The sequence below is a fragment of the Streptomyces sp. NBC_00557 genome (genome assembly GCF_036345995.1).
In the GTDB taxonomy this organism is placed as follows: Bacteria; Actinomycetota; Actinomycetes; order Streptomycetales; family Streptomycetaceae; genus Streptomyces.
In genome coordinates, this window is record NZ_CP107797.1 from 78,533 (window position 1) to 103,252 (window position 24,720).

The 24,720-nt window shown below is 73.8% G+C and carries 6 protein-coding genes and 1 pseudogene; all 7 read right to left on the minus strand.

What is annotated here, in order from left to right; all coding sequences use genetic code 11:
- Positions 1 to 55: 55 nt before the first annotated feature.
- Positions 56 to 17,493 (minus strand): annotated as a pseudogene (locus OG956_RS39165) (SDR family NAD(P)-dependent oxidoreductase); the annotation flags it as partial.
- Between the two features lie 127 nt (positions 17,494 to 17,620).
- Entirely contained in the window at positions 17,621 to 18,961 is a 1,341-nt protein-coding gene (locus OG956_RS39170) for a methylaspartate mutase (RefSeq protein WP_330343122.1), read from the minus strand.
- Positions 18,958 to 19,458, minus strand: coding sequence for a cobalamin B12-binding domain-containing protein (locus tag OG956_RS39175; RefSeq protein ID WP_330343123.1), 501 nt, complete (start codon positions 19,456 to 19,458; stop codon positions 18,958 to 18,960). Before OG956_RS39175 ends, OG956_RS39170 begins: the two co-directional genes overlap by 4 nt.
- Positions 19,455 to 20,702, minus strand: coding sequence for a type III PLP-dependent enzyme (locus OG956_RS39180; RefSeq protein ID WP_330343124.1), 1,248 nt, complete (start codon positions 20,700 to 20,702; stop codon positions 19,455 to 19,457). Before OG956_RS39180 ends, OG956_RS39175 begins: the two co-directional genes overlap by 4 nt.
- Positions 20,699 to 22,180 carry an AMP-binding protein gene (locus OG956_RS39185; protein ID WP_330343125.1) on the minus strand — a complete coding sequence of 494 codons (1,482 nt, stop codon included), beginning with the start codon at positions 22,178 to 22,180 and terminating at the stop codon, positions 20,699 to 20,701. Before OG956_RS39185 ends, OG956_RS39180 begins: the two co-directional genes overlap by 4 nt.
- 279 nt (positions 22,181 to 22,459) lie before the next feature.
- The gene (locus OG956_RS39190) at positions 22,460 to 23,707 is read right to left on the minus strand and encodes an FAD-dependent monooxygenase (protein ID WP_330343126.1); all 1,248 of its coding nucleotides are present in this window, start codon (positions 23,705 to 23,707) and stop codon (positions 22,460 to 22,462) included.
- 205 nt (positions 23,708 to 23,912) lie between these two features.
- A complete protein-coding gene (gene mftE, locus OG956_RS39195; RefSeq protein WP_330343127.1) occupies positions 23,913 to 24,671 on the minus strand; it encodes a mycofactocin biosynthesis peptidyl-dipeptidase MftE in 759 nt (252 codons plus the stop codon).
- Between the last annotated feature and the right edge of the window lie 49 nt (positions 24,672 to 24,720).

A 24,720-nucleotide genomic window follows, 5' to 3' on the forward strand; every position in this document is an offset into this window, starting at 1 on the left:
GCGATGGCTCCCAGCCGGCGGGCTGCGCGGCCGGCGGTCCTACGGCGTGTCAGGCGGGCGCTTCCTCGAGGATCACGTGGGCATTGGTCCCGCTGATCCCGAAGGAGGAGACCGCGCCCCGGCGCGGTGTGCCGGACTTCGGCCACGGCTGCGCCTCGGTGAGCAGCCGTACGTGCCCGGCCTCCCAGTCGACCTGCGGCGTCGGCTCGTCGACCCCGAGTGTCCGGGGCAGCAGCTCGTGCCGCAGCGCGAGGACCATCTTGATGACGGACGCCACCCCGGCGGCGGCCTGGGTGTGGCCCAGGTTGGACTTCACCGAACCGAGCCACAGTGGCCGGCCGGCGGGCCTGCCGCGCCCGTAGGTGGCGAGCAGTGCCTGTGCCTCGATCGGGTCGCCGAGCCTGGTCGCCGTACCGTGCGCGTCGACCGCGTCAACCTCGGCGGGCGTCAGGCCGGCGCTGTCCAGCGCCTGCCGGATCACCCGCTGCTGTGCGGGTCCGTTGGGCGCGGTCAGGCCGCTCGAGGCACCGTCCTGGTTGAGGGCGGAGGAACGGATCACGGCCAGGATGCGCCGCCCGTTGCGCTCGGCGTCCGACAGCCGCTCCAGCAGGATCATGCCGCTTCCCTCACCCCAGCCGGTGCCGTCCGCCGCGGCCGCGAACGAACGGCAGCGGCCGTCGCGGGACAGTCCGCGCTGCTTGGTGAAGTACTGGAAGGTCTCCGGCGTGACCATCACCGTCACCCCGCCCGCCAGCGCGAGGGAGCACTCGCCGGACCGCAGCGCCTGGCTCGCCAGGTGCAGCGCGACCAGGGAGGAGGAGCACGCCGTGTCGACGGTCACCGCCGGCCCCTCCAGGCCGAGGGTGAACGCGATCCGGCCGCTGATCAGGCTGCCACCGGTGCTGGCGCCCTCGTACTCGTGGTACATCAGCCCCGTGAACACCCCCGTCCTGCTGCCCTTGAGGGAGAGCGGGTCGATCCGGGCGTTCTCGATGGTCTCCCAGGCGGTCTCCAGCAGCAGCCGCTGCTGCGGGTCCATCTCGAGCGCCTCGCGGGGCGAGATGCCGAACAGTTCCGCGTCGAAGCCGGCCGCGTCGGCCAGGAACGCCCCGTGGCGGGTGATGCTCTTGCCGGGTGCGCCGTGCTCGGGGTCGTAGAGGCCCTCGACGTCCCAGCCCCGGTCGGTGGGGAAGGCGGTGACGCCGTCACGTTCCTCGACGAGCATCCGCCACAGGTCGTCGGGGCACTCCACCTCGCCGGCGAACCGGCAGGCCATGCCCACGATCGCGATCGGCTCGGCCTGGAGGCGGGAGAGCCGGTCGTTCTCCTTGCGCAGCCGTTCGTTCTCCATGAGGGAGGCGCGCAGCGCCTCCACGATCTCGTTGGTGTCCACGTGGCTCGGTGCCTTCCCCCTCAGTCGGACGTCCGGGCGGCGAGCGCGGCCCGCACCAGGTCGTCGATGCCCATGTCCGCGATGGCGCCTGCCGGGGCGGACTGCTCGTTCCCCGCCGCTGCCTGCTCGTCCTCGGCGGCCGGCGGTGCCAGCTCCTCCAGCAGGAAGGCCGCGAGGCTCTCCGGGTTCGGGTAGTCGAACATCATCGTCGCGGGCAGCCGCAGACCGGTCTGGCCGCTCAGCTGGTTGCGCAGCTCGATCGCCGCCAGCGAGTCCAGACCCAGCTCGGTGAAGCCGCGCCGCACGTCGACGGCGTCCGGGTCGTCGTGCCGCACCGCCGCCACCGTGGCCCGTACGACGTCCAGCAGGCTCTCCAGCTGTTCCTCCCGCGGGAGGCCGGCCAGCCGCTGCTCCAGCGACTCGGACTCGGTGGCGGCCGCATCGGCCCTGGTGCCCGGGGCGGCGGCCAGGGACCGCGTGCTGCGCGGCCGTCCGGCGGCCGCCACCTCGCTCAGCGCCGCGGGCACCGTGCCCGTGGCGGCCAGAGCCGCGGCGTCCAGGCGGAGCGGGACGAGGGCCGTCTGCCCGGTGGCGAGCGCCGCGTCGAACAGCGCGAGCCCGTCCTGCGGGGAGATGGCCGGGGTGCCCAGGCGGCGCTGCCGCTCGAACACCGCCGGGTCCAGCCGGGACCCCATGCCGTCGCCCTCCCACAGGTGCCAGGCGAGTGAGACGGCCGGGAGTCCGCTGCCGTGACGGTGGTGGGCGAGGGCGTCCAGGAAGACGTTGGCCGCCGCGTAGTTGGCCTGACCGGCGTTGTCGAGGAACCCGGTCGTGGAGGAGAAGAGCACGAACGCCTTGAGCTGGGGGGCGAGTTCGGCGGTCAGCTCGTGCAGGTGCCAGGCCGCGTCCGCCTTCGGGCCGAGCACCCCGTTGAACCGCTCCGGGGTGAGCGAGGCGATCAGCCCGTCGTCGACGACGCCGGCCGCGTGGACGACTCCGGTGAGGGGGTGGGTGGGGTCGATGGTGGTGAGCAGGCGGGTCAGTGCCTGGCGGTCGGCGACGTCGCAGGCGGCGAGGGTGACGGTGGCGCCGTGTGCGGTGAGTTCGGTCTTGAGCTGCTGTGCGCCGGGGGCGTCGGGTCCGCGGCGGCTGGTGAGCAGCAGGTGGCGTACGCCGTGTTCGGTGACGAGGTGGCGGGCGACGAGGGCGCCCAGGCCGCCGGTGCCGCCGGTGATCAGGACGGTGCCCTCACCGTCCCACGGCGCTGCCCCGGTACCGACGGCGGCCGGCAGCAGCTTCGGGACCAGGACCGCTCCGGACCGTAGCGCCAGTTCCGGCTGCCCGGACGAGACCGCCGCCGGCAGCGCCCGCTCGGACTCCGGCGTGCCGTCGAGGTCCACCAGGACCAGCCGTCCGGGGTGTTCGGCCTGTGCCGCCCGGACCAGACCCCACACCGGAGCCTGCGCCACGTCGGCACGGTCGCCGTCCGCCGTCCGCACGGCCCCGCGCGTGGCCACCACCAGGGTCGACCGCGCGAACCGGGGGTCGGCCAGCCAGTCCTGCACCGCCGCGAGCACCTCGTGCACCGCCGCGTGTGCGCCGTCCACCGTCCCGGCGCCGTCCGCCGTCACCCGCAGCAGGGCGTACGCGGGTACGTCGTCGGTGGTCGGCAGGCCGGCCAGTGCGGGCAGGTCCACTCCGTCGCCGGCCGGTGCCGGACCCGGCAGCCAGCCGAAGCGGTACAGGTCGTCGGCCGGGGCCGCGAGCTGCTCGCGGTCGACGGGCCGGGACATCAGCCGTTCGACCGTCGCGACCGGACGTCCGCTCGCGTCGGCGATCCTCAGCTCGGTCACCTCGGCCCCGCCGACCCGGCGCAGCAGCACCCGCAGCTCGGTGGCGCCGGAGGCGTGCAGGCTCACCCCGCTCCACACGAACGGCAGCAGCGTCGTGCCGGACTCGTCCAGCAGGTCGACATGGCTCGCCGCGTCGAGGAGCGCGGGGTGCAGCCCGTAGCGCAGGGCCTCGCCGTGGGCGGTCTCGGGGAGGGCGACCTCGGCGTAGACGTCGTCGCCGTGCCGCCAGGCGGCCTTGAGGCCCTGGAAGACGGGGCCGTAGTGGTACCCGCGGGACGTCAGGCGCTCATAGACGTTCTCCAGGCGGATCGGTGCGGCGCCGGCCGGCGGCCAGACGCCGAGGTCGAAGGCCGGGCTGTCGGAACCCGGAGTCAGGGTGCCGGCCGCGTGCTGCGTCCAGATCCCGTGACCGTCCTCGGGCCGCGTGTGGACGGTGAGGTTGCGCCGGCCCGTGGCGTCCGGGCTGCCGAGTACGACCTGGAGGGCGAGCGCGCCTCGGTCGGGGAGGGTCAGCGGCGCCTGGAGGGTGAGTTCCTCCAGGTGCGGGGTGCCCGCTTCGTCGCCGGCGCGGATGGCGAGTTCGACGAGTCCGGTGCCGGGCAGCAGGACGGTGCCCAGGACGTCGTGGTCGGCGAGCCAGGGGTGGGTCTCGGTCGACAGCCGGCCCGTCAGGACCGCTCCACCGTCCGGCAGGTCGATCGCCGCGCTCAGCAGCGGGTGACCCGTCGCGACCTGACCGTGCCCGGCCGCGTCCGTGGCGGCCGCCTGGACCTTCGGCGTCTCCAGCCAGAAGTGGCGCTTCTCGAAGGCGTACGTCGGCAGGTCGACGCGGCGGGCACCGGTGCCCGCGTAGTACGAGGCCCAGTCCACCCGGGTGCCCACGGCGTGCAAGAGGCCCAGAGCGCCGACGAGTTCGCGGTCCTCACCACGGCCCCGGCGCTGCGCCGGGACGAACGTGGCGTCGTCGGTGGTGGCGGGTCCGAGGGCGGTGAGGACGGCGTCGGGGCCGATCTCCAGATAGGTGCCGGTACCTGTCTGCGCCAGGTGTGCCAGCGCCTCGGTGAGCCGGACGGGCTTGCGGATGTGTTCGGTCCAGTAGTCGGGGGTGGTGAGTTCGTCGGTGACCGGCTGTCCGGTGACGGTGGAGACGAACGGGATGCGCGGCCGCTGGTAGGTCAGGGATTCGGCGACGGTGCGGAAGTCGTCGAGGACGGGGTCCATGAGGGGGGAGTGGAAGGCATGGCTGACGGCGAGCTGTTTGGTCTTGCGGCGCAGGCTGTCGAAGTGGGCCTTGATCGTGAGGACGGCGTCCTCGCTGCCCGAGATCACGGTGGAGTCGGGGGCGTTGAGGGCGGCGATGCCGGTCTGGTCGGTCAGCAGCGGCAGGACTTCGTCCTCGGTGGCCTGTACGGCGATCATGGTGCCGCCGGTGGGGAGGGCCTGCATGAGGCGTCCGCGGGCGGTGACCAGGCGGGCGGCGTCGTCGAGGGAGAACACGCCGGCGACGTGTGCGGCGGCGATCTCGCCGATGGAGTGTCCGGCGAGGTAGTCCGGGATGACGCCGAAGGACTCAACCAGCCGGTAGAGGGCGACTTCGAAGGCGAACAGGGCGGGCTGGGTGTACTGGGTCTGGCTGAGCAGGTCGGCGTCCTCGCCCCACATCACCTCGCGCAGTGGCCGGTCCAGGTGTGTGTCGACGGCGGCGAGCACCGCCTCGAGGGCCTCGGCGAAGACCGGGTAGGTGTCGGCCAGCTCCCGGCCCATGCCGAGCCGCTGCGCGCCCTGCCCCGTGAACAGGAACGCCGCGGGCGTGTCGGCCCGGTCGAGGCCCGTCACAACCGACGGCGACGCCGTGCCCTCCACCAGCGCGGTCAGAGCGCGCACCGCGTCGTCGGCGTCCGATGCGAGCACCGCGACCCGGTGGTCGAGCGCGGCGCGCGTGGTCGCCAGCGAGTAGGCCACGTCGAACAGTGAGGGCCGCTGCTCCGCCTCGAGGAGCGCCCTGAGCCGCTCGGCCTGGGCGGGCAGGCTCCGGGCGTCCTTGGCCGACAGCAGCAGCGCCGCCGTACGGCCGTTGTCCGCCGGAGGCGTGGGCGCCTCGGCCGCCCCGGGAACGTGCGGGGCCTGCTCGACGATGACGTGCGCGTTGGTGCCGCTGAGACCGAAGGACGACACCGCCGCGCGGCGCGGACGGCCCGTCTCGGGCCACTCGCGGGCCTCGGTCAGCAGCCGGACACCGCCGGCCGACCAGTCCACCTTGGGGGACGGCTCGTCCACGTGCAGCGTCTTGGGCATGACGCCCTCACGCACCGCCATCACGGCCTTGATGACGCCGCTGATGCCCGAAGCCGCCTGGGCGTGCCCGATGTTGGACTTGATCGAGCCCAGCCACACCGGCCGGTCCTCGGGCCGGTTCTGCCCGTAGGTGGCCAGCAGCGCCTGCGCCTCGATCGGGTCACCGAGTGTGGTACCCGTGCCGTGGCCCTCGATCAGGTCCACGTCATCGGCGGTCAGCCCGGCGGCCGCCAGCGCGCGCTGGATCACGCGTTGCTGGGAGGGACCGTTGGGCGCGGTCAGACCGTTGCTCGCGCCGTCCTGGTTGGTGGCGCTGGATCGGATGACGGCCAGGACGGGGTGGCCGTGGCGCTCGGCGTCCGACAGCCGCTCCACCAGCAGCAGGCCCACTCCCTCCGACCAGCCGGTGCCGTCCGCCGCCGCCGCGAACGCCTTGCAGCGTCCGTCGGCCGCCAGACCGCGCTGCTGGCTGAAGTCCACGAAGATCTCCGGCGTCGGCATCACCGTGACACCGCCCGCCAGCGCCATGGTGACCTCACCCTGACGCAGCGCCTGACAGGCCATGTGCAGCGAGACCAGCGAGGACGAGCAGGCGGTGTCGACGGTCACCGCCGGGCCCTCCAGGCCCAGCGTGTAGGCGACGCGGCCCGAGGCGATGCTGCCGGCGCTGCCGTTGCCCAGGTACGGGGACAGCTCGTCCGGGGCGGAGCCGTGCAGCGTGGCGTAGTCGTGGTACATGACGCCCACGTACACACCCGTCTGGCTGCCGCGCAGCGACGCCGGGTCGATGCCGGCCCGTTCGATCGCCTCCCAGGACGTCTCCAGCAGCAGCCGCTGCTGCGGGTCCATGGCGACGGCCTCGCGCGGCATGATGCCGAAGAACTCCGGGTCGAACTCGGCGGCGTCGTGCAGGAAACCGCCCTGCACCGCGTAGGTCTTGCCCGGGGTGCCGGGCTCCGGGTCGTAGATGCCCTCGGAGTCCCAGCCGCGGTCGGCCGGGAAGCCGGTGACCGCGTCGCGCCCTTCGGCGACCAGGCGCCACAGGTCCTCGGCGGAACGCACACCGCCCGGGAAGCGGCAGGCGATGCCGACGACGGCGATGGGCTCGTCGGCCGAGGCAGTGGTGCGCGGTGTGGCCCGCACCGCTGCGGGGGCGGCCGTACCGGACATCTTGTCCTTGATCAGCGCGGCCACCGCACGGGCGCTCGGGTGGTCGAAGACCAGGGTCGCGGGCAGCCGCAGCCCGGTCGCGGCGGTGAGGTTGTTGCGCAGTTCCACCGCGGCCAGCGAGTCGAAGCCCAGCTCCTTGAACGCCCGCTCCGGTCCCACCGACTCGATGCCGCTGTGGCCGAGCACCGACGCCACCTCGCGGCGGACCAGCTCCAGCAGGGCCCGATCGCGTTCGCCCTCGCTGAGGCCGGCGAACCGCTGGGCCAGCACCCCGGTCTCGGCGGCCGTGGCGGCCTGGGCGGCGCGGCGACCGGCGCCGCGGAACATGCCGCGCAGCAGCGCCGGCGGCTCGTCGGTACGGGACCGCAGGGCCGCACGGTCCACCCGGACCGGTACGACCAGCGGCTCGCCGGTGGCCAGGGCCGCGTCGAACAGGGCCAGGCCATCCGCGGCCTCCAGCGCGGGCATGCCCAGCCGTCGCATCCGGTCCAGGTCGGAGTCGGCCAGCGGTCCGCCGAGACCGGTGTTCACCGCCCACATGCCGAAGGCGACCGCGGTGGCCGGGAGCCCGGCGCCGCGGCGGTGGTGGGCGAGGGCGTCCAGGAAGACGTTGGCCGCCGCGTAGTTGCCCTGGCCTGCCGCCAGCACCAGGCCACCGGCCGACGAGAAGAGCACGAACGCCTTGAGCTGCGGGGCGAGTTCGGCGGTCAGCTCGTGCAGGTGCCAGGCCGCGTCCGCCTTCGCGCCGAACACCGTCCCCACCTGCTCCGCGCTGAGCGTCGCCACCAGGCCGCTGTCCACGGCCGCCGCCGCGTGGACGATGCCGGTGAGGGGGTGGGTGGGGTCGATGGTGGTGAGCAGGCGGATCAGTGCCTGGCGGTCGGCGACGTCGCAGGCGGCGAGGGTGACGGTGGCGCCGTGTGCGGTGAGTTCGGTCTTGAGTTGCTGTGCGCCGGGGGCGTCGGGTCCGCGTCGGCTGGTGAGCAGCAGGTGGCGTACGCCGTGTTCGGTGACGAGGTGGCGGGCGACGAGGGCGCCCAGGCCGCCGGTGCCGCCGGTGATCAGGACGGTGCCCTCACCGTCCCACGGCGACGACGCCTCGCCCGCGGGCGCCGGGACCAGCCGGGGCACCGACAGCACCCCGTCGCGCAGCGCGGCCTCCGGTTCCCCGGAGGCGGCCGCCGCGGCCAGAGCCGCCGCCGACGCCTCGGTGCCGTCGGTGTCGAGCAGGGCGAACCGCCCGGGGTTCTCCGCCTCTGCGGCGCGGACCAGACCCCACACCGGGGCCTGTGCCACGTCCACGGCGTCCTGCGGACCAGTGGCGACCGCGTTCCGAGTCACCACGACCAGGCGCGAACCGCTGAACCGGTCGTCCGCCAGCCAGGCCCGGACGGTCTCCAGGACGGACAGGGTCACCGCACGTGCCGCCGCCGGCACGTCGCCCGTGGCTGGGACGGTGACCGGGGCCAGCACCAGGTCCGGCACCGGCTGCCCGGCCGCCACGGCGGCGCCCAGCGCGGACAGGTCCGCGAACTCCGTCTCCCCGGCTGGAAGTCCGGACCCGGCGAGCCCTGCCACACCGGCCGCCGGTGCCTGCGGCATCGGCAGGCCGGTCCAGCCGACGTGGAACAGCGCGTCCGCACGACCGGGACGGGACGCCTCCAGCTGCTCACCGGCCACCGGCCGGGAGATCAGCTCGCTCACGGTGGCCACCGGGCGGCCCGTGCCGTCGGCGACCCACATCGCCGACACCTCGTCACCGCGCACCCGGCGCAGCAGCACCCGCAGTTCGGTCGCTCCGGAGGCGTGCAGCGTGACGCCGTTCCAGGAGAACGGCAGCAGCGTCTCACCGGAGGCCTCGCCGTGCTCGTCGACCAGGTCGCCGTGCATGGCCGCGTCGAGGAGAGCAGGGTGCAGCCCGAAGCGCAGGGCGTCGGCGTGGGCGGTCTCGGGGAGGGCGACCTCGGCGTAGATGTCCTCACCATGCCGCCAGACGGCCTTCAGGCCCTGGAAGACGGGGCCGTAGTGGTAGCCCCGGCCGATGAGGCGCTCGTAGATGTCGTCGATGGGCAGGGGCGTGGCGTCGGCCGGGGGCCAGGCGGTGCGCTCGAAGGCCGGGATGTCGGCCGCCGGGGCGAGGGTGCCCGAGGCGTGCAGCGTCCAGGCGGCCCCGCCGTCCTCCGGCCGGGTGTGCACGGCGACGGTACGGCAGCCGGACGGGTCGGGATCACCGAGTACGACCTGGAGGGCGAGCGCGCCTCGGTCGGGGAGGGTCAGCGGCGCCTGGAGGGTGAGTTCCTCCAGGTGCGGGGTGCCCGCCTCGTCGCCGGCGCGGATGGCGAGTTCGACGAGTCCGGTGCCGGGCAGCAGGACGGTGCCCAGCACGTCGTGGTCGGCGAGCCAGGGGTGGGTCTCGGTCGACAGCCGGCCCGTCAGCACCAGCCCCTCGGAGTCCGGTGACGGCACCGCGGCGCTCAGGATCGGGTGGTCCACCGGTGTGAGGCCGGCCGAACCGACGTCGCCGACGGGGGCGGTCGGGTCCAGCCAGTAGCGCTCCCGCTGGAAGGCGTACGTCGGCAGGTCCAGCCGCGAACCGTCACGGTCGCCGAAGAAGGCGCTCCGGTCCACGCCGATGCCTCGGGAGTACACCCGTCCGGCACCTCGCACCAGCTCCAGCGGCTCGCTGCGGTCGCGGCGTTGGGTGGGGATGAAGGTGGCGTCGTCGGTGGTGGCGGGTCCGAGGGCGGTGAGGACGGCGTCGGGGCCGATCTCCAGATAGGTGCCGGTACCTGTCTGCGCCAGGTGTGCCAGCGCCTCGGTGAGCCGGACGGGCTTGCGGATGTGTTCGGTCCAGTAGTCGGGGGTGGTGAGTTCGTCGGTGACCGGCTGTCCGGTGACGGTGGAGACGAACGGGATGTGCGGCTGCTGGTAGGTCAGGGATTCGGCGACGGTGCGGAAGTCGTCGAGGACGGGGTCCATGAGGGGGGAGTGGAAGGCGTGGCTGACGGCGAGCTGTTTGGTCTTGCGGCCCTGTGCGGCGAACTGCTCCGCGATCGCCGCCACGGCGTCCTCGCTGCCCGAGATCACCGTGGACGAAGGCGCGTTGAGGGCGGCGATGCCGGTCTGGTCGGTCAGCAGCGGCAGGACTTCGTCCTCGGTGGCCTGTACGGCGATCATGGTGCCGCCGGTGGGGAGGGCCTGCATGAGGCGTCCGCGGGCGGTGACCAGGCGGGCGGCGTCGTCGAGGGTGAACACGCCGGCGACGTGTGCGGCGGCGATCTCGCCGATGGAGTGTCCGGCGAGGTGGTCGGGGGTGATGCCGAGGGACTCGATGAGCCGGTAGAGGGCGACTTCGAAGGCGAAGAGGGCGGGTTGGGTGTACTGGGTCTGGTTGAGCAGGTCGGCGTCGTCGCCCCAGATGACCTCGCGCAGTGGCCGGTCCAGGTGTGTGTCGACGGCGGCGAGCACCGCCTCGAGGGCCTGGGCGAAGGCGGGGTAGGTCTCGGCCAGCTCCCGGCCCATGCCGAGGCGCTGCGCGCCCTGTCCCGTGAACAGGAAGGCGAGCTTGCCGCCGACGGCCTCCTCGATGTCCTTGCCGGCCGCGATCCGGTCCAGGGCCTCGGCCAGTTCCTCGCGGCCGGTGCCCGCGGCCACCGCGCGGTGGTCGAGGGCGGCGCGCGAGGTGGCGAGCGCGCTCGCCGCTGTCGTCAGCAGGCCGTCGTCCAGCGTGTCGAGGAATTCCCGCAGCCGGCCGGCCTGGGCCCGCACGGCCTGGGGCGTCCTGCCGGAGACCGGCCAGGCGACGACCGGCGCCTCCTCGTCCACCGGCTCCGGCCCGGCCGCGTCCTCGGCGGCCGGCTGCTCGATGATGACGTGGGCGTTGGTGCCGCTGATGCCGAAGGAGGACACGCCGGCCCGGCGCGGGCGCCCCGTCTCGGGCCAGTCGCGGGCCTCGGTCAGCAGCCGGACGGCACCCGACTCCCAGTCCACCTGCGGCGACGGCGCGTCGACGTGCAGGGTGCTGGGCAGCAGGCCCTCCCGGATGGCCATGACGACCTTGATGATGCCGGCGACACCGGCGGCGGCCTGGGTGTGCCCGAGGTTGGACTTGATCGAGCCGAGCCACAGCGGCTCGTCGCCCGACCGGTGCTGTCCGTAGGTGGCCAGCAGTGCCTGCGCCTCGATCGGGTCGCCCAGCGTGGTGCCCGTGCCGTGCGCCTCGACGGCGTCCACGTCGGCCGGGGTCAGGCCGGCCGTCGCGAGGGCCTGCTCGATCACCCGCTGCTGGGAAGGGCCGTTGGGCGCGGTCAGACCGTTGCTCGCACCGTCCTGGTTGACCGCCGAGCCGCGGACCACCGCGAGGACCCGGTGGTTGTTGGCCCGGGCGTCCGACAGCCGTTCCAGGACCAGCATGCCCGCGCCCTCGCCCCAGCCGGTGCCGTCCGCGGCGGCGGCGAAGGACTTGCAGCGCCCGTCCGAGGCCAGGCCCCGCTGCCGGTTCATGTCGATGAAGGTGTCCGGAGTGGACATGACGGTCACACCACCGGCCAGCGCGAGAGAGCACTCGCCCGCGCGCAGCGCCTGTATGGCCCAGTGCAGCGCGACCAGCGAGGAGGAGCAGGCCGTGTCGACCGTCACCGCCGGGCCCTCCAGGCCCAGCGTGTAGGAGACGCGCCCGGAGACCACGCTCGCCAGGCTGCCGTTGCCGAGATAGCCCGCGGCCTCCTCCGGCACCCGGTCGCCGAGGCGCGTGCCCCAGTCGTGGTACATCACGCCGGCGAAGACGCCGGTGTCGGTCCCCCGGGCCGACAGCGGGTCGATCCCGGCCCGCTCCAGGGCCTCCCAGGACGTCTCCAGCAGCAGCCGCTGCTGCGGGTCCATGGCCACGGCCTCGCGCGGGCTGATCCCGAAGAACTCCGGGTCGAAGTCGGCCGCGTCGTACAGGAACCCGCCCTCACGGGTGGAACTCCTGCCGGAGACGCCGGGCTCGGGGTCGTAGAGGGCGTCGACGTTCCAGCCGCGGTCGGACGGGAACAGGGAGACCCCGTCCCGGCCCTCGGCGACCAGCTCCCACAGCTCCTCCGGGGAGGTGACCCCGCCCGGGTAGCGGCAGCTCATGCCGACGATGACGATCGGGTCGCCGTCGGTGTCGGCGGCCGAGGGCGCCGGGGCCGACGGCCGGGTGCCGGTCTGTTCGGCGCCGGGGACCAGCTTGGCGCCGATGTGCTCGGCGAGCGCCCGAGGCGTCGGGTAGTCGAAGACGAGGGTCGCCGTCAGCCGCAGACCGGTGGCCGCGTTGAGGCTGTTGCGCAGCTCCACGGCGGCAAGCGAGTCGAAGCCGCTCTCGCTGAAGGCCCGGCCCGGCTCGACCGCGTCGGCGCTGTCGTGCCCGAGCACCGCGGCGACGTGCGAGCGGACCAGCTCCAGCAGCGCCGCGGTGCGGTCGTCCGCGGACAGGCCCGCCAGCCGGCCGGCGAGCGAGTCGGCGACCGAGACCGTACCCGCGCCCGCGCCCGCGGCCGTGGCGGCGGTGCGGCGCGCCGGCCGGGCCGGCGCCAGGGAGCGCAGTACCGCCGGTACGCCGTCGGAGCGGTCCTGCAGAGCACGGGCGTCCACCCGCACCGGAACCAGGTTCGCGGCGTCGAGGCGCACCGAGGAGTCGAGGAAGGTGAGGTTCTCCGCCGCCGACAGCGGCTCCAGGCCCAGCTTGGCGATGCGCTGCAGGGCCGCCGCGTCGAGCCCGGCGCCCATGCCCACGTCGCCGGTCCACAGGCCCCAGGCGAGGGCGTGCGCGGGCAGCGAGGAGGCCCGGCGGTGGTGGGCGAGGGCGTCCAGGAAGACGTTGGCCGCCGCGTAGTTGCCCTGGCCGGCACCGTCGAGGAACCCGGCGGTCGAGGAGAAGAGCACGAACGCCTTGAGCTGGGGGGCGAGTTCGGCGGTCAGCTCGTGCAGGTGCCAGGCCGCGTCCGCCTTCGGGGCGAGTACCGCGTCGAGGCGCTCGGCGGTGAGGGAGGGGATCAGTCCGTCGTCGACGACGCCGGCCGCGTGGACGATGCCGGTGAGGGGGTGGGTGGGGTCGATGGTGGTGAGCAGGCGGGTCAGTGCCTGGCGGTCGGCGACGTCGCAGGCGGCGAGGGTGACGGTGGCGCCGTGTGCGGTGAGTTCGGTCTTGAGCTGCTGTGCGCCGGGGGCGTCGGGTCCGCGTCGGCTGGTGAGCAGCAGGTGGCGTACGCCGTGTTCGGTGACGAGGTGGCGGGCGACGAGGGCGCCCAGGCCGCCGGTGCCGCCGGTGATCAGGACGGTGCCCTCACCGTCCCACGGCGTATCCAGCTCGCCGAGGCCGGAGGCCGGCGCGAGGCGGGGGACACGGAGCTCCCCGGCGCGGACGGCGACCTCGGGCTCCCCGGTGGCCACAGCGGCGGTCAGCAGCTCCTCGGCGGCGTCGCCGTCGACGTCGACGAGGACGATCCGGCCCGGGTTCTCCGCCTGGGCCGCCCGCACCAGACCCCACACCGGCGCCTGCACCAGGTCGGCGGTCTCCCCGTCGGCGGCGGACACCGCGCCACGGGTGACGAAGACCAGCCGGCCGTCGGCGTCGGCATCGGTGAGCCAGGCCCGCAGCCGCTCCAGCGCGGCGCCGGTGACGGCGCGGACCGCGGCGGGCGGTTCCACGCCCGCGGGCGCCTCCACCCGTACGACGGTCGCCGTGCCGGCGTCGTCCGTCCGGGGCGCCGACAGCGCCGTCCACTCCACGCGCAGCGGCGCGCTCGCGCCGCCCTGCGCGGCCCGCAGCTGCTCGGTGTCGACGGGGCGCAGCACGAAGGACTCGATCCGGGCCACCGGCGCGCCCGTCGGGTCGGCCACCGCCAGCGACACCGAGTCCGTGCCGTTCGCGGCGATCCTGACCCGGATCGAGGAGGCACCGGCGGAGTACAGTGCGACGCCGGTCCACGCGAACGGCAGCCGCGTCACGTCCTCGGCCGGCTCGGGCGAGGCGAAGTCCGTGGCGTGCAGCGCGGCGTCCAGCAGCGCCGGGTGCAGGCCGAACGCGCCCGCCTGCGAGGCGGCCTCGCCCGGCAGCGCCACCTCGGCGAACACCTCGCCGCCCGCGCGCCACACCGCCCGCAGACCGTGGAAGACGGGGCCGTAGCCGTAGCCCTGCTCCTCCATCTGCGGGTACAGGCCGGAGATGTCGACCGGCTCGGCACCGGCCGGCGGCCACTGGGCCATGCCGAACGCGGCGGCGTCGGCCGCCGGCGCGGCGGACACCGCGAGCACACCGGTGGCGTGCCGCGTCCACTCCGTGTCCTCCGGCGCGTCCTCGGCACGCGAGAAGAAGTCGACCGTACGGCGGCCCTGCGCGTCGGCGGCGCCCACGACGACCTGGAGCGCCACCCCGCCGGAGGGCGGCAGCACCAGCGGCGCCTGCAGGGTCAGCTCCTCCAGCAGATCGCAGCCGACCTCGTCGCCCGCCCGCACGGACAGCTCCACGAACGCGGTGCCGGGCAACAGCGCCACCCCGGCGATCAGGTGGTCGGCGAGCCAGGGATGGGTGCGCAGCGACAGCCGGCCGGTCAGCAGGACCCCGCCGTTCTCGCCGGCCAGCCGCACCACCGAGCCGAGCAGCGGGTGCCCGGCGGCCAGCTGGCCGATGCCGGCCGGATCGCCGTTGCCCTCCGGGGCGTTCAGCCAGAAGTGGCGGCGCTGGAAGGCGTACGTGGGCAGCTGGACGCGGCGGGCACCGAGCCCCTCGTAGCAGGCGCCGAAGTCCACGGCCACGCCAGAGGTGTGCAGCAGGGCGACCGCGGAGAGCAGTTCACGCCGCTCGTCGCGGTCCCGGCGCAGCGCCGGCACGAACGTCGCACCCCGCCCCGAGACGCACTCCTGGCCCATGGCGGACAGCACGGCGTCCGGGCCGAGCTCGAAGAACCCGGTGACGCCCGCCTCCTCCAGGAAGCGGACGCCGTCGGCGAAGCGGACCGCCTCGCGCACGTGCTCCACCCAGTACTCCGGCGAGCACAGCTGCTCGGCGGTGGCGAGCCGGCCGGTGACGTTGGAGACGACCGGGATCCGCGGGGCCCGGTAGGTCATCACCTGGGCGACCCGGCGGAACTCCGTCAGCATCGGTTCCATCAGCGGCGAGTGGAAGGCGTGGCTCACCCGCAGCCGCTTGGTCTTGCGCCCCTGCTCCGCCAGCCGGGCGGCGACGGCCAGGGCCCGCTCCTCGTCACCGGAGATCACCACGGAGTTCGGCCCGTTCAGGGCGGCGATGCCGAGCAGACCGGCGTGCTCGGCCAGCAGCGGCAGCACCTCCTCCTCGGTGGCCTGGACGGCGATCATGGCGCCGCCCGCGGGCAGCTCCTGCATCAGCCGGCCGCGCGCGGCCACCAGGGTCGCGGCGTCCTCCAGGCTCAGCACCCCGGCCGCGTGCGCGGCGGCGATCTCGCCGATGGAGTGCCCGGCGAGATAGTCGGGGGTGATGCCCCACGACTCCACCAGCCGGTACAGGGCGACCTCCACGGCGAACAGCGCGCACTGCGCGTACCGGGTCCGGTGCAGCAGTTCCGCCTCGGGCGTGCCCTCCGCGGCGAACAGCACGTCCCACAACGAGACGTCCAGTTGCAGGTCGAGGTGGCCGATGGCGTCCTCGAGGGTCTTGGCGAAGATCGGGTACGCGCGGTACAGCTCGCGTCCCATGCCCAGCCGCTGGCTGCCCTGCCCGGTGAACAGGAACGCCAGCCGGCCGGCGGTGCCGCTCACGCCCTGCGGGTCGGCGAACAGCCCGGGTGCCGAGTGCTCCTCGACCAGGGCGCGCAGACCGCGTTCGAAACCGGCCCGGTCGTCGGCCAGCACCACGGCCCGGTGCGACAGCGAGGCCCGCGTGGTCGCCAGCGAGTACCCGATGTCCGTCAGGGACACCTCGGGGCGCTCGGCGAGGAAGCCCAGCAGCCGCTCCGCCTGTGCCCGCAGCGCCCCGCCACCGCGGGCGGAGACGACCAGGGGCAGTGCCTCGACGGTCCCGCTGGTGCGCTCGGCGGCGGGCTCCGTGGAGTTCTCCGCGGCGTCCCGAGCGGCGTCCTCGGCGGGCGGCTCCTCCAGGATGACGTGGGCGTTGGTACCGCTGATGCCGAACGCGGAGACGCCCGCGCGGCGCGGCCGGTCGTGGCCGGCCGCCCAGGGGCGGGCCTCGGTCAGCAGCTTGACGTTCCCGGCCGACCAGCGGATGTGCGGGGACGGGGCGTCCACGTTCAGGGTGCGGGGCAGCACGCCGTACCGCATCGCCATGATCATCTTGATCATGCTGGCCGCGCCGCCCGCCGCCTGGGTGTGGCCCAGGTTGGACTTCACCGAGCCCAGCCACAGCGGCTGGTCGTCCGGCCGGTCCTGACCGTACGTGGCGATGATCGCCTGCGCCTCGATCGGGTCGCCCAGCCGGGTGCCGGTTCCGTGCGCGTCGACCGCGTCCACGTCGGCGGCGGCGAGCCCCGCGTTCGCCAGGGCCTGGCGGATCAGCCGCTGCTGGGAGATGCCGCTCGGGGCGGTCAGGCCGTTGCTCGCACCGTCCTGGTTGACCGAGGTGCCCCGGACCACGGCGTACACCGTGTGCCCGAGCCGCCGGGCGTCGGACAGCCGCTCCACCACCAGCAGACCGATGCCCTCGGAGAAGCCGGTGCCGTCGGCGGCCGCGGCGAACGCCTTGACCCGTCCGTCGGCGGCCAGGCCCTGCTGGCGGCTGAAAGAGGTGAAGATGCCCGGGGAGCCCATCACGGTGACACCGCCGATGAGGGCCAGCGAGCACTCACCGCTGCGCAGCGCCTGCGCCGCCAGGTGCAGCGAGACCACGGCGCCCGAGCACGCGGTGTCCAGGGTCATCGCGGGGCCCTCGAGACCGAGGGTGTAGGACACCCGGCCGGAGGCGACGCTGGGCGCGTTGCCGATCATCAGGTACCCGTCGAGGCCCTCGGGCGCCTCGTGCGCCTTGACGCCGTACTCGTGCACCTCGGCGCCGATGAACACGCCGGTGCGGCTGCCGCGCAGGGAGTCCGGGGCGATGCCGGTGTGCTCCAGCGCCTGCCAGGCGGTCTCCAGCATCAGCCGCTGCTGCGGGTCCATCGCCAGCGCCTCGCGCGGGCTGATGCCGAAGAAGTCCGCGTCGAACCGGGTGGCGTCCTGAAGGAACCCGCCCTTGTTCACATAGCTCTTGCGGGGCGCCGACGGATCGGGGTCGTAGAGGTTCTCCACGTCCCAGCCGCGGTCGGTGGGGAAGTCGCCGAGCACGTCGCGGCCCTCGTCGACCAGCCGCCACAGGTCCTCGGGGCTCTCCACACCGCCCGGGAAGCGGCAGGCCATTCCGACGATCACGATCGGGTCGCTGTCGTCGACGGCCGCGGCGACCGGCTCGGGCACGAACACGTCCGGCTCGACGCCGAGCAGCTCGCCGCGCAGGAACGCGGCGAGCGCGGCCGGGGTGGGGTGGTCGAAGGCGACAGTGGGCGGCAGGCTCAGCCCGGTGACGGTGTTCACCCGCAGTTGCAGTGTGGACAGCCCCAGCGAGTCCAGGCCCTGCTCCTTGAACGGCACGTCCGGACGCACCGCGGCGGGCGGCTCGGGGTGGACCGCGCGCAGCACCTGAAGGGCCTGAGCACTCACCAGGTCCTGCAGCACGCGCCTCTGTTCGGCGGCCGGTAGCTGCTCCAGCCGGCTCACCAGGGCGGACCGGGTTGCCAGTGCGTCGTCCGGTCCGTGCTGGGCATCAGAAACATGGGTTCCGGACCCGCTCATCTGCACACTCCACCTGATCACTGTTGCCACAGCCAGAAATTGGGAATAACCCGGGAAAGGTCCCGGATTTGTGACTCTAGGTCGGGGCGCGGGACGGCCACACCCCTATCCACCCCTACCGGACCCACTAACCCGGCAGGAGCTGCGGCCCGGCCTTGTCGCCGATTTCCAGTGCCGCCTCGTCGTAGATCCGCCGGACATGGAAGAGATCCTTGAGCAGATCGGCCGAACCGATCTTCTTCGCCGTTCCTTGTTCCGCTATTCCGTGCAGCGGGAGCCGGCCGATGTCGGCCCACCGCAATCGGCCGTCGGAGCCGATATAGCTGCGCGCCCGGCCCGCGTTGTCGGGATGCACGCAGTACGGCACGTCGAGGTAGCCGCGCCGGAACGCGGTGAGCAGCGCCCGCCCGATGTCGTCGTCCAGGTCCAGCACCGCGTCGACCAGCGCGCGGGCCTCGGCGTACGTCGGCGAGTCGCCCTCCGCGCCGGCGGCGCCGTACGGCAGGGGCTGGGCCCGGCGGGCCACCGCCTCGGCGTACTCCAGCGCCAGCACGTTCTCGGCGACGGTCGGGATGCGGCGCGCCTCGGCGACCGTCTTCACGATCAGCCGGTGCGCTCCGGTGGTCACGGCCAGCCGCGCGGCCTGGCCCAGCAGGTGGTGCGCACCGCGGTAGGTCTCCGGATACACGCCCATGTAGGCGTAGATGACGATGTGCCAGTTGTCCGTGGGCAGCAGCTCGCGGCACAGCCGGCGCAGCGCTCCCACGGCCTCCCGGTCCTGGCCCATGTCGGTCTGCTGGGCGTAGCTCAGCGACAGCGAGCGGATGCCGTGCTGGGCGAAGAACATCGCCTCCAGGAAGCTGATGGCCACCAGTTGGGAAGGCGGGCACAGCTGTCCCATCATGCAGCCGCCGAACGTCTCCAGGTGCGGCTCGATGCCCGACTCGCGCAGCCGCGTGTACAGCTCGCAGCAGGCCTCCCAGTTGCGCACGCCGTCGGTGAGAGGGGTACGGCCGTAGGGCAGGCAGTAGGAGACGGGGCCGCCCTCCGTCGCATTGAGCCGGAGCCGCAGCAGCGCCCAGAAGATGTCGATCGGCGTCGCGGAGCCGTGCCGGACCTGCACCGGGAAACCCGCGTCCCGCACGCCCGCGAGCACCGCCTCGGTGGTGGCCGGCGGATGGTTCACTACCGGGTAGCCGTTGAGCTTGATGCCCTCGCGCAGCGCCTCCTCGACCGCGTTCAGCTCGCCGACCCGGGTGTAACTGTCCAGCGTCAGGGTGCCCACCGTGGTGGCGTCCGCCGCCTTGGTGGCCAGCAGCCCCTCGCGCATCAGCGCGGGATCGCCGAACCCCATGCGGGGCTGCACCACCAGGCGCCCCTCGGCGCCCGCCGCGCGCACGAACGCGCCGAAGTCCACGGGCCGCTGCTCGGCCGCCCGGCGGCGGGGGAACGGATGCAGGCCGCTCACAGGGCCACCCGGCCGGCGTCGTCGAGGCTGCGGTCGTGCGGCGGCAGGGCGGCGAGGAAGCCGCGGAACGCGCCGACCGGGTCCTGGCCGTCCTCGAAGACGGCGTCGAAGCCGGCCGCCACCAGCTCGTCCGCCCGGGCGGACGCCTCGGCGTCGTCGGTGCCGAGTTTGCCGCCGATCACGATCGGGGTGGCGGCCAGGGGCGTGAGCGCCCGGAGCCGGCCGATCACCCTGAGGCCGTCCTGGTAGCCGTGCCCGTTGACACTGCTGATGACGACCATGTCCGGTTCGAGCGCGTGGCACTCGCTGACCAGGAGCTCGTCGGGCACGCACGGGCCGAGGTTGACCACGGTGTATCCGCACTCCTCGATGAGCAGTTGCAGGAACACCAGGTTCCAGGTGTGCGAGTCGGAGGAGACCGACGTGACGATGACGGTGCCCTTCGGCTCGGCGGGACCGGCCTCCCGGCCCTCCTCGGGCAGGCGCACCGCGCTCACCGCGGGCCCCTCTCCACCGGAGTGCGCGCGTGCTCGATCCGGGTGGCCGAGACGACCCGGCCGCCGGACACCGCGACCTCCACGGGCGCCGGGCGGCCCAGGAACATCAGCAGGCTCGACGTGGGGCCGTAGGCGCCGGTGTTGGGGATGGCCAGCAGGTCGCCGGGGCGCAGGTTCGCGGGCAGCTCGATCTGCCGGCCCAGCACGTCGCCCGGTGTGCACAGCGGCCCGACCAGGCTCGCCTTCTCCGTCTCGGCGTCCGTCGGGACGTGCACGGTGACCGGCATGAGCCGGCCGAGCCCGGACATGCCGCCGAAGGTGTTGATGCCCGCGTCGGCGATCACGAACTTCTTGCCGCGGCTGACCTTGACGTTGGTGACCCGGGTGACCAGGGTGCCGCTGTCGCCGGCCAGGTAGCGGCCGGACTCCACCGCCAGACGAGGGGTGCCCTCCCTCCAGCGCGGGAAGTGCACGTCCAGCGCCGCCGCCAGCTCGTCCCGCAGCTTGGGATAGGCGTCCCGGCCGCCCTGCTGGGCGTACGGCACGGAGAAGCCGCCGCCGATGTCCAGCAGCCGCAGCTCCACTCCCAGGTCCTCCTGGATCGCCGCGGCCACTGCGATGGTGTGCGTCAGCTCACCGATCAGGGCGTCCTCGTCGCGGGCGTTGGACTGCGAGAACAGGTGCAGTCCGGCCAGCCGGGTGCCCGGGACCGAGCGCAGCTGCGGCGCCAGTCCGGCGACGGTCTCACTGTCGATGCCGAACTGGGTGGGCGCCCCGGTCATCCGGATGCTGGTGGTGGCACTCGCCGTGGCGCTGTTGATGCGCAGCAGGCAGTCGACGACCGTGCGGTGCGCGAGGGCCGCCTCCCCGATGTGCTGCAGGTCGCTCAGGGACTCCGCGGAGAAGGTGCCGACGCCCTGGCCGACGGCCTCGGACAGCTCGCCGGGGGTCTTCCCGGGGCCTGTGTAGAGGATGTCGTGGCCGCGGTATCCGGCCTCCAGGGCCGCCGCCAGCTCACCGGTCGAGCTGATCTCGGCCCTGCACGTCGGCCCCTCGCCGGTGCGCAGGGCGCGGACCAGGTCGACGTGCGGGTTGGCCTTGAAGGCGTAGAACACCTCGAAGCCCTCGGGCAGCCAGGCGAACAGGTCGCGGCGGGCAGCCCGGGCCCGGTCCAGGTCGTACACGTACAGCGGGGTGCCGAACCGGCGGGCCAGCTTGGTGGGGTCTGTGGACTGGTCGGTCATTCTCCGCTCCCGTCGAGCATCAGGGCCAGCTCCTTGCGCGCGTTCTTGCCGTGCTGGGTGAGCGGGAAGTCGCTGAGGACGCGGCAGATCGCCGGCACCTTGGCGGGTTCCAGGCGACGGGTCAGTTCCTTCAGGACGGTGCGCGGCGGCAGGTCGCTCTCCACGAACAGCGCCAGGTCGTGCTTGTCGTTCGGCGGAAGCGCGGCGGCCGCCCGCACCCCGGGGATGTCCATGGCGGCGCCCTCGATCTCGAGGGTGCTCATGCGGAAGCCCTTGCGCTTGAACATGTCGTCGCGGCGCCCCTCGAAGTACAGGTAGCCGTCGGCGTCGAGGCTGCCGTAGTCGCCGGTGTGCAGCCGCAGCTCACCGGTCCCCGGGTCCCTGCGGAACGCCTTGGCGGTGAGTTCGGGGCTCTTCCAGTAGCCCGGCATGACGTGCGGGCCCACGGCGACGATCTCGCCCGTCTCACCGGTGGGCACAGGCCGGCCGTCCGCGTCCAGGATCAGCACCCGGGTGCCGGGCAGCGGGAGGCCGACCGCGCCGGGGCGTTCGGTGTCCTCCTCCGGCGGCATCACGGTGATGCGCTTGGCCTCCGTCTGGCCGTACTGGCGCACCACCCGGACCCCGGGGAAGTGCCGGCGCAGCGCGTCGATGGTGGCCTGCGGCAGCGCGGCCCCGGTGTTGGTGAACAGCCGCACCGGCGCCTGCGGTTCGTCGCTGCGTCCGGCCAGGGTGACGATCATCGAGGCCAGCGAGGGCACCAGCGGGACGACGGTGGCACCGGTCTCCCGCATCCGGCGCAGCAGCACCAGGTCGGAGTCGCGGTCGGCGAGGACGATCTCGCAGCGCGCGATGCAGGTCATCAGGACCTTGTACAGGCCGTAGTCCCAGGACATCGGGAAGCGGCAGAAGACCACGTCGTCGGGGCGGTAGCCGAGGGCCTCGACCAGCGCCCGGGAGGCGAAGGTCACCTGGGCGTGCGGGCAGACGACCGCCTTGGGCGCGGCCGTGGAGCCGGAGGTGTAGATCAGCGTGGCCACGTCCTCGGGGCCCACCTCCTCGGCGTCCGCGCCGGCGCCCCGGGCCCGCAGCTCCTCCACCTGCGGCCACAGGTCGGCCAGGAGATGAACGGAGCCGGTGATCTCCGCGAGGTTGTCACCGCTCGCGGCGTCGCCGATGACCAGCTCCGGCTCGGCGTTGGCGACGACATGGCGCAGGTGGTAGCTCTTCATCGCCGGGTTCAGCGGCACGAAGACCGCGCCCGCCCGGGAGGCGCCGTAGAACATGGCCGCCAGTTCGCGGGTGGTGGGCAGCTGCAGCACGACCCGGTCGCCGCGGCCGACTCCCCGCTCACGCAGCCAGGCCGCGAACGCCACGCCGTACTCGGCCAGTTCACGGTAGGTCCAGCTTCCGGTGGCGTCCCGGATCGCGGGGGCGTGCGGTGCCTCGGCGGCGGCCTCGTCGAGGAGGCCGTGCACGAGTGTGCTCCGGGCCGCCGGCCCGGAATGCGTTCCGGATTCTTCCAGTGACGAATACGAGTGGCTGACCAACGTCGCACCCCGCTTTGAGTTGTGGCTCGGTTCGCCGAAATCCGCTTTCGTCGAGAACCTCGTTGGCCACGGTATGGGGGGTGCGTCGGCGGTCAAACCCCTAGCTCCCCCTATCCGGTCCGCCCGGCCCCGGACGGAACAGAATTCGAGGGGAATTCCGGCAGACCTGCCGCACTGTTTCAGGAACGCCTCGTGGCGCGCCTCGAATCATTCTCGAGAGCGGCTCGAACGGGCGTCGTGCAAAGCCGCCGAATAATCCTCGAGATCGATGTTCTCCGCGGCCCGCACGGACAGCCGCGAGAAGTATCCGGCCAGCACGGGCAGTTGCAGGACCCGGTAGGCCAGGTTCCGGCCGCGGATCCCGCGCGCGGTGGCGGGGGCGAGCATGCGGCCCGCGCTGTCGGCGTTCTTCTGGCAGCCCAGGGCGTAGGCGCGGATCCGCTCCTCGTACGCGGCAAGGGCACCGCGGTGGTGGCCGGCACGCATCGCCAGTTCCCCGGCGAGCACGTACGCGCACACGAGGGCGAGGCCGGTGCCCAGACCACCCATGGTCGCCCCGTAGCCCGCGTCGCCGAGCAGCACGACCCGGCCCTCGGAGAACCGGTCGACGCGGACCTGGGCCATGGCGTCGAAGTACACGTCGTCGGCCTCCTGAAGCGCCTTCAGGGCCCGCGGCACCTCCCAGCCCAGCCCGGCGTAGCGCTCGGCGAGGAGCGCGCGCTGCCGGTCGCCGCCGAGCCGCGCGTGCCCGGGGTCCGGCTCGGCGAACACCATGGTGACCAGGCACGTGGCCGGGTCCCCGCCGTAGTGACCCAGGCACAGGGCGCGGCCGGGGGCGTTGAACCACTGCGCGCAGCGGTCCAGACCGAGGTGGTTCGGGGCGTCGTAGACAGCGACGTAGTGGCCGAGGAAACGCAGGTGGTGCGGCTCGTCGCCGAACACCAGGCGGCGCACGTTCGAGTGCAGCCCGTCCGCGCCCACCACCAGGTCGAAGGTGCGGGGCGCGCCGTGTTCGAAGGTGACGTGCACCGCGTCCGGGGTCTGTTCCAGGACGGCGATGGAGTCCCCGAAGACGTACTCGGCACGGTCCCGGGTGTGCTCGTAGAGGATCTCGGAGAGGTCGCCGCGGAAGATCTCCACGTCGCCGCTCATGAACTCCGACGACAGCCTGGCCTGTTCCCGCCCGTCGGGGCCGAGGAAGCACTGGGCGCCCATGTGCGTCTGCCGGGCCCGCACCTCCTCCCACAGGCCCATCCGCCGCAGCACCGTGCGGTGCGCGGAGCCCCGCAGGTCGACGGCGAAACCGCCCCGGCGCAACGCCGGGGCCTTCTCCACGAGCGTCACGGAACAGCCGTACGCGGTCAGCCAGTACGCGAGGGCCGGACCGGCGACGCTGGTACCGGAGATCAGGACACTCCGGCCGCGCAGGGCGTCGGTGGCGGCTTCTTCGCGCATGCTGCTTCCTCCGTGAACGGGTGCGGCCCGGAACACCTCCTGCCGATTGTGTCCCAGTACCGGCGGGGCAACCGTCACGCTGCGCCGGGGACGGCCGGATACGGCTCCTCGGTCCCGGCGGCTCCCCCGCTCCCGGCGCCCCGCCCGTGTTGCGGGAACGGGACTGCGGGGAGGACGCCCGTGTGAGACCCGTGGAACGCCCGGTTCACCGGTCCGGCCGAATTCTGTCTCCGGACTCGCCGCCGTCCTGCCGGGCGGTGCGGGACGCGGAGGAGCAGACGGGATGCCAGCGGGTGCTGGCCGTCAGGAGATCGGCGGCCCAGCCGTCCAGGCGGCGGCGCCCGAGATCCGCCCGTGCCCCCCTGGGGTCGCCGAGCACCCCGTTCGGGGTGACCCCGCGCAACCCCACGCGCAGCAGCGCGGGCAGCAGGGCCGGCAGCGGCCGCCTGTCGCCTTCTTCGGCCCGTTCGCGGCGTACCGTGCCGGGCCGAAGGACCAGCATGGCCGAGGTCTCGGCCCGCCCGGCGTGACTGTCGGCCGGATCCCCTTCCGGTTCCCAGAAGTACGCCCGGCGTCCCTCCGCGCGCAGCCGCGCCACCGCCCGGCGCACAGGTACGGCATTGCCTCCGTGCGCCGAGACGAACGCGACGGCCGCGAACGCGTCGGCGGAGCGGCCCAGTTCGGTCAGCAGCAGTTCGGTGGCCTGCCGCCCGATCGACAAGGTGCCGGGGAACCCGGCGTGTTCCCCGCTGGAGCCGTAGGACACCGGCGGTGCCAGCACCACCCAGGGCCGGGCCGCCGCCAGCCGCTCCGCCAGCGCGAGCGCGATGTCCGTGTCCACCGTGAAGGGCAGGTGCGGCCCGTGCTGCTCGGTGGACCCCACCGGCACGACCAGGACGCTCCGGTCCGCCGTGGCGGCGATCTCCGGCCACGTCGCCTCCGCCAGCCTGCGCGGCTTCGGCATCCGCCCCCCACCTTCCGTTTGCGAAGTCCGTATGTCGTTGTGTCGCGCG

What these genes read in the sequence shown, in the direction of transcription:
- OG956_RS39180 (WP_330343124.1), bottom strand. Translation starts at nt 20,702, where the DNA reads ATGACCGACCAGTCCACAGACCCCACCAAGCTGGCCCGCCGGTTCGGC.
- OG956_RS39190 (WP_330343126.1), bottom strand. Translation starts at nt 23,707, where the DNA reads ATGCGCGAAGAAGCCGCCACCGACGCCCTGCGCGGCCGGAGTGTCCTG.
- mftE (WP_330343127.1), bottom strand. Translation starts at nt 24,671, where the DNA reads ATGCCGAAGCCGCGCAGGCTGGCGGAGGCGACGTGGCCGGAGATCGCC.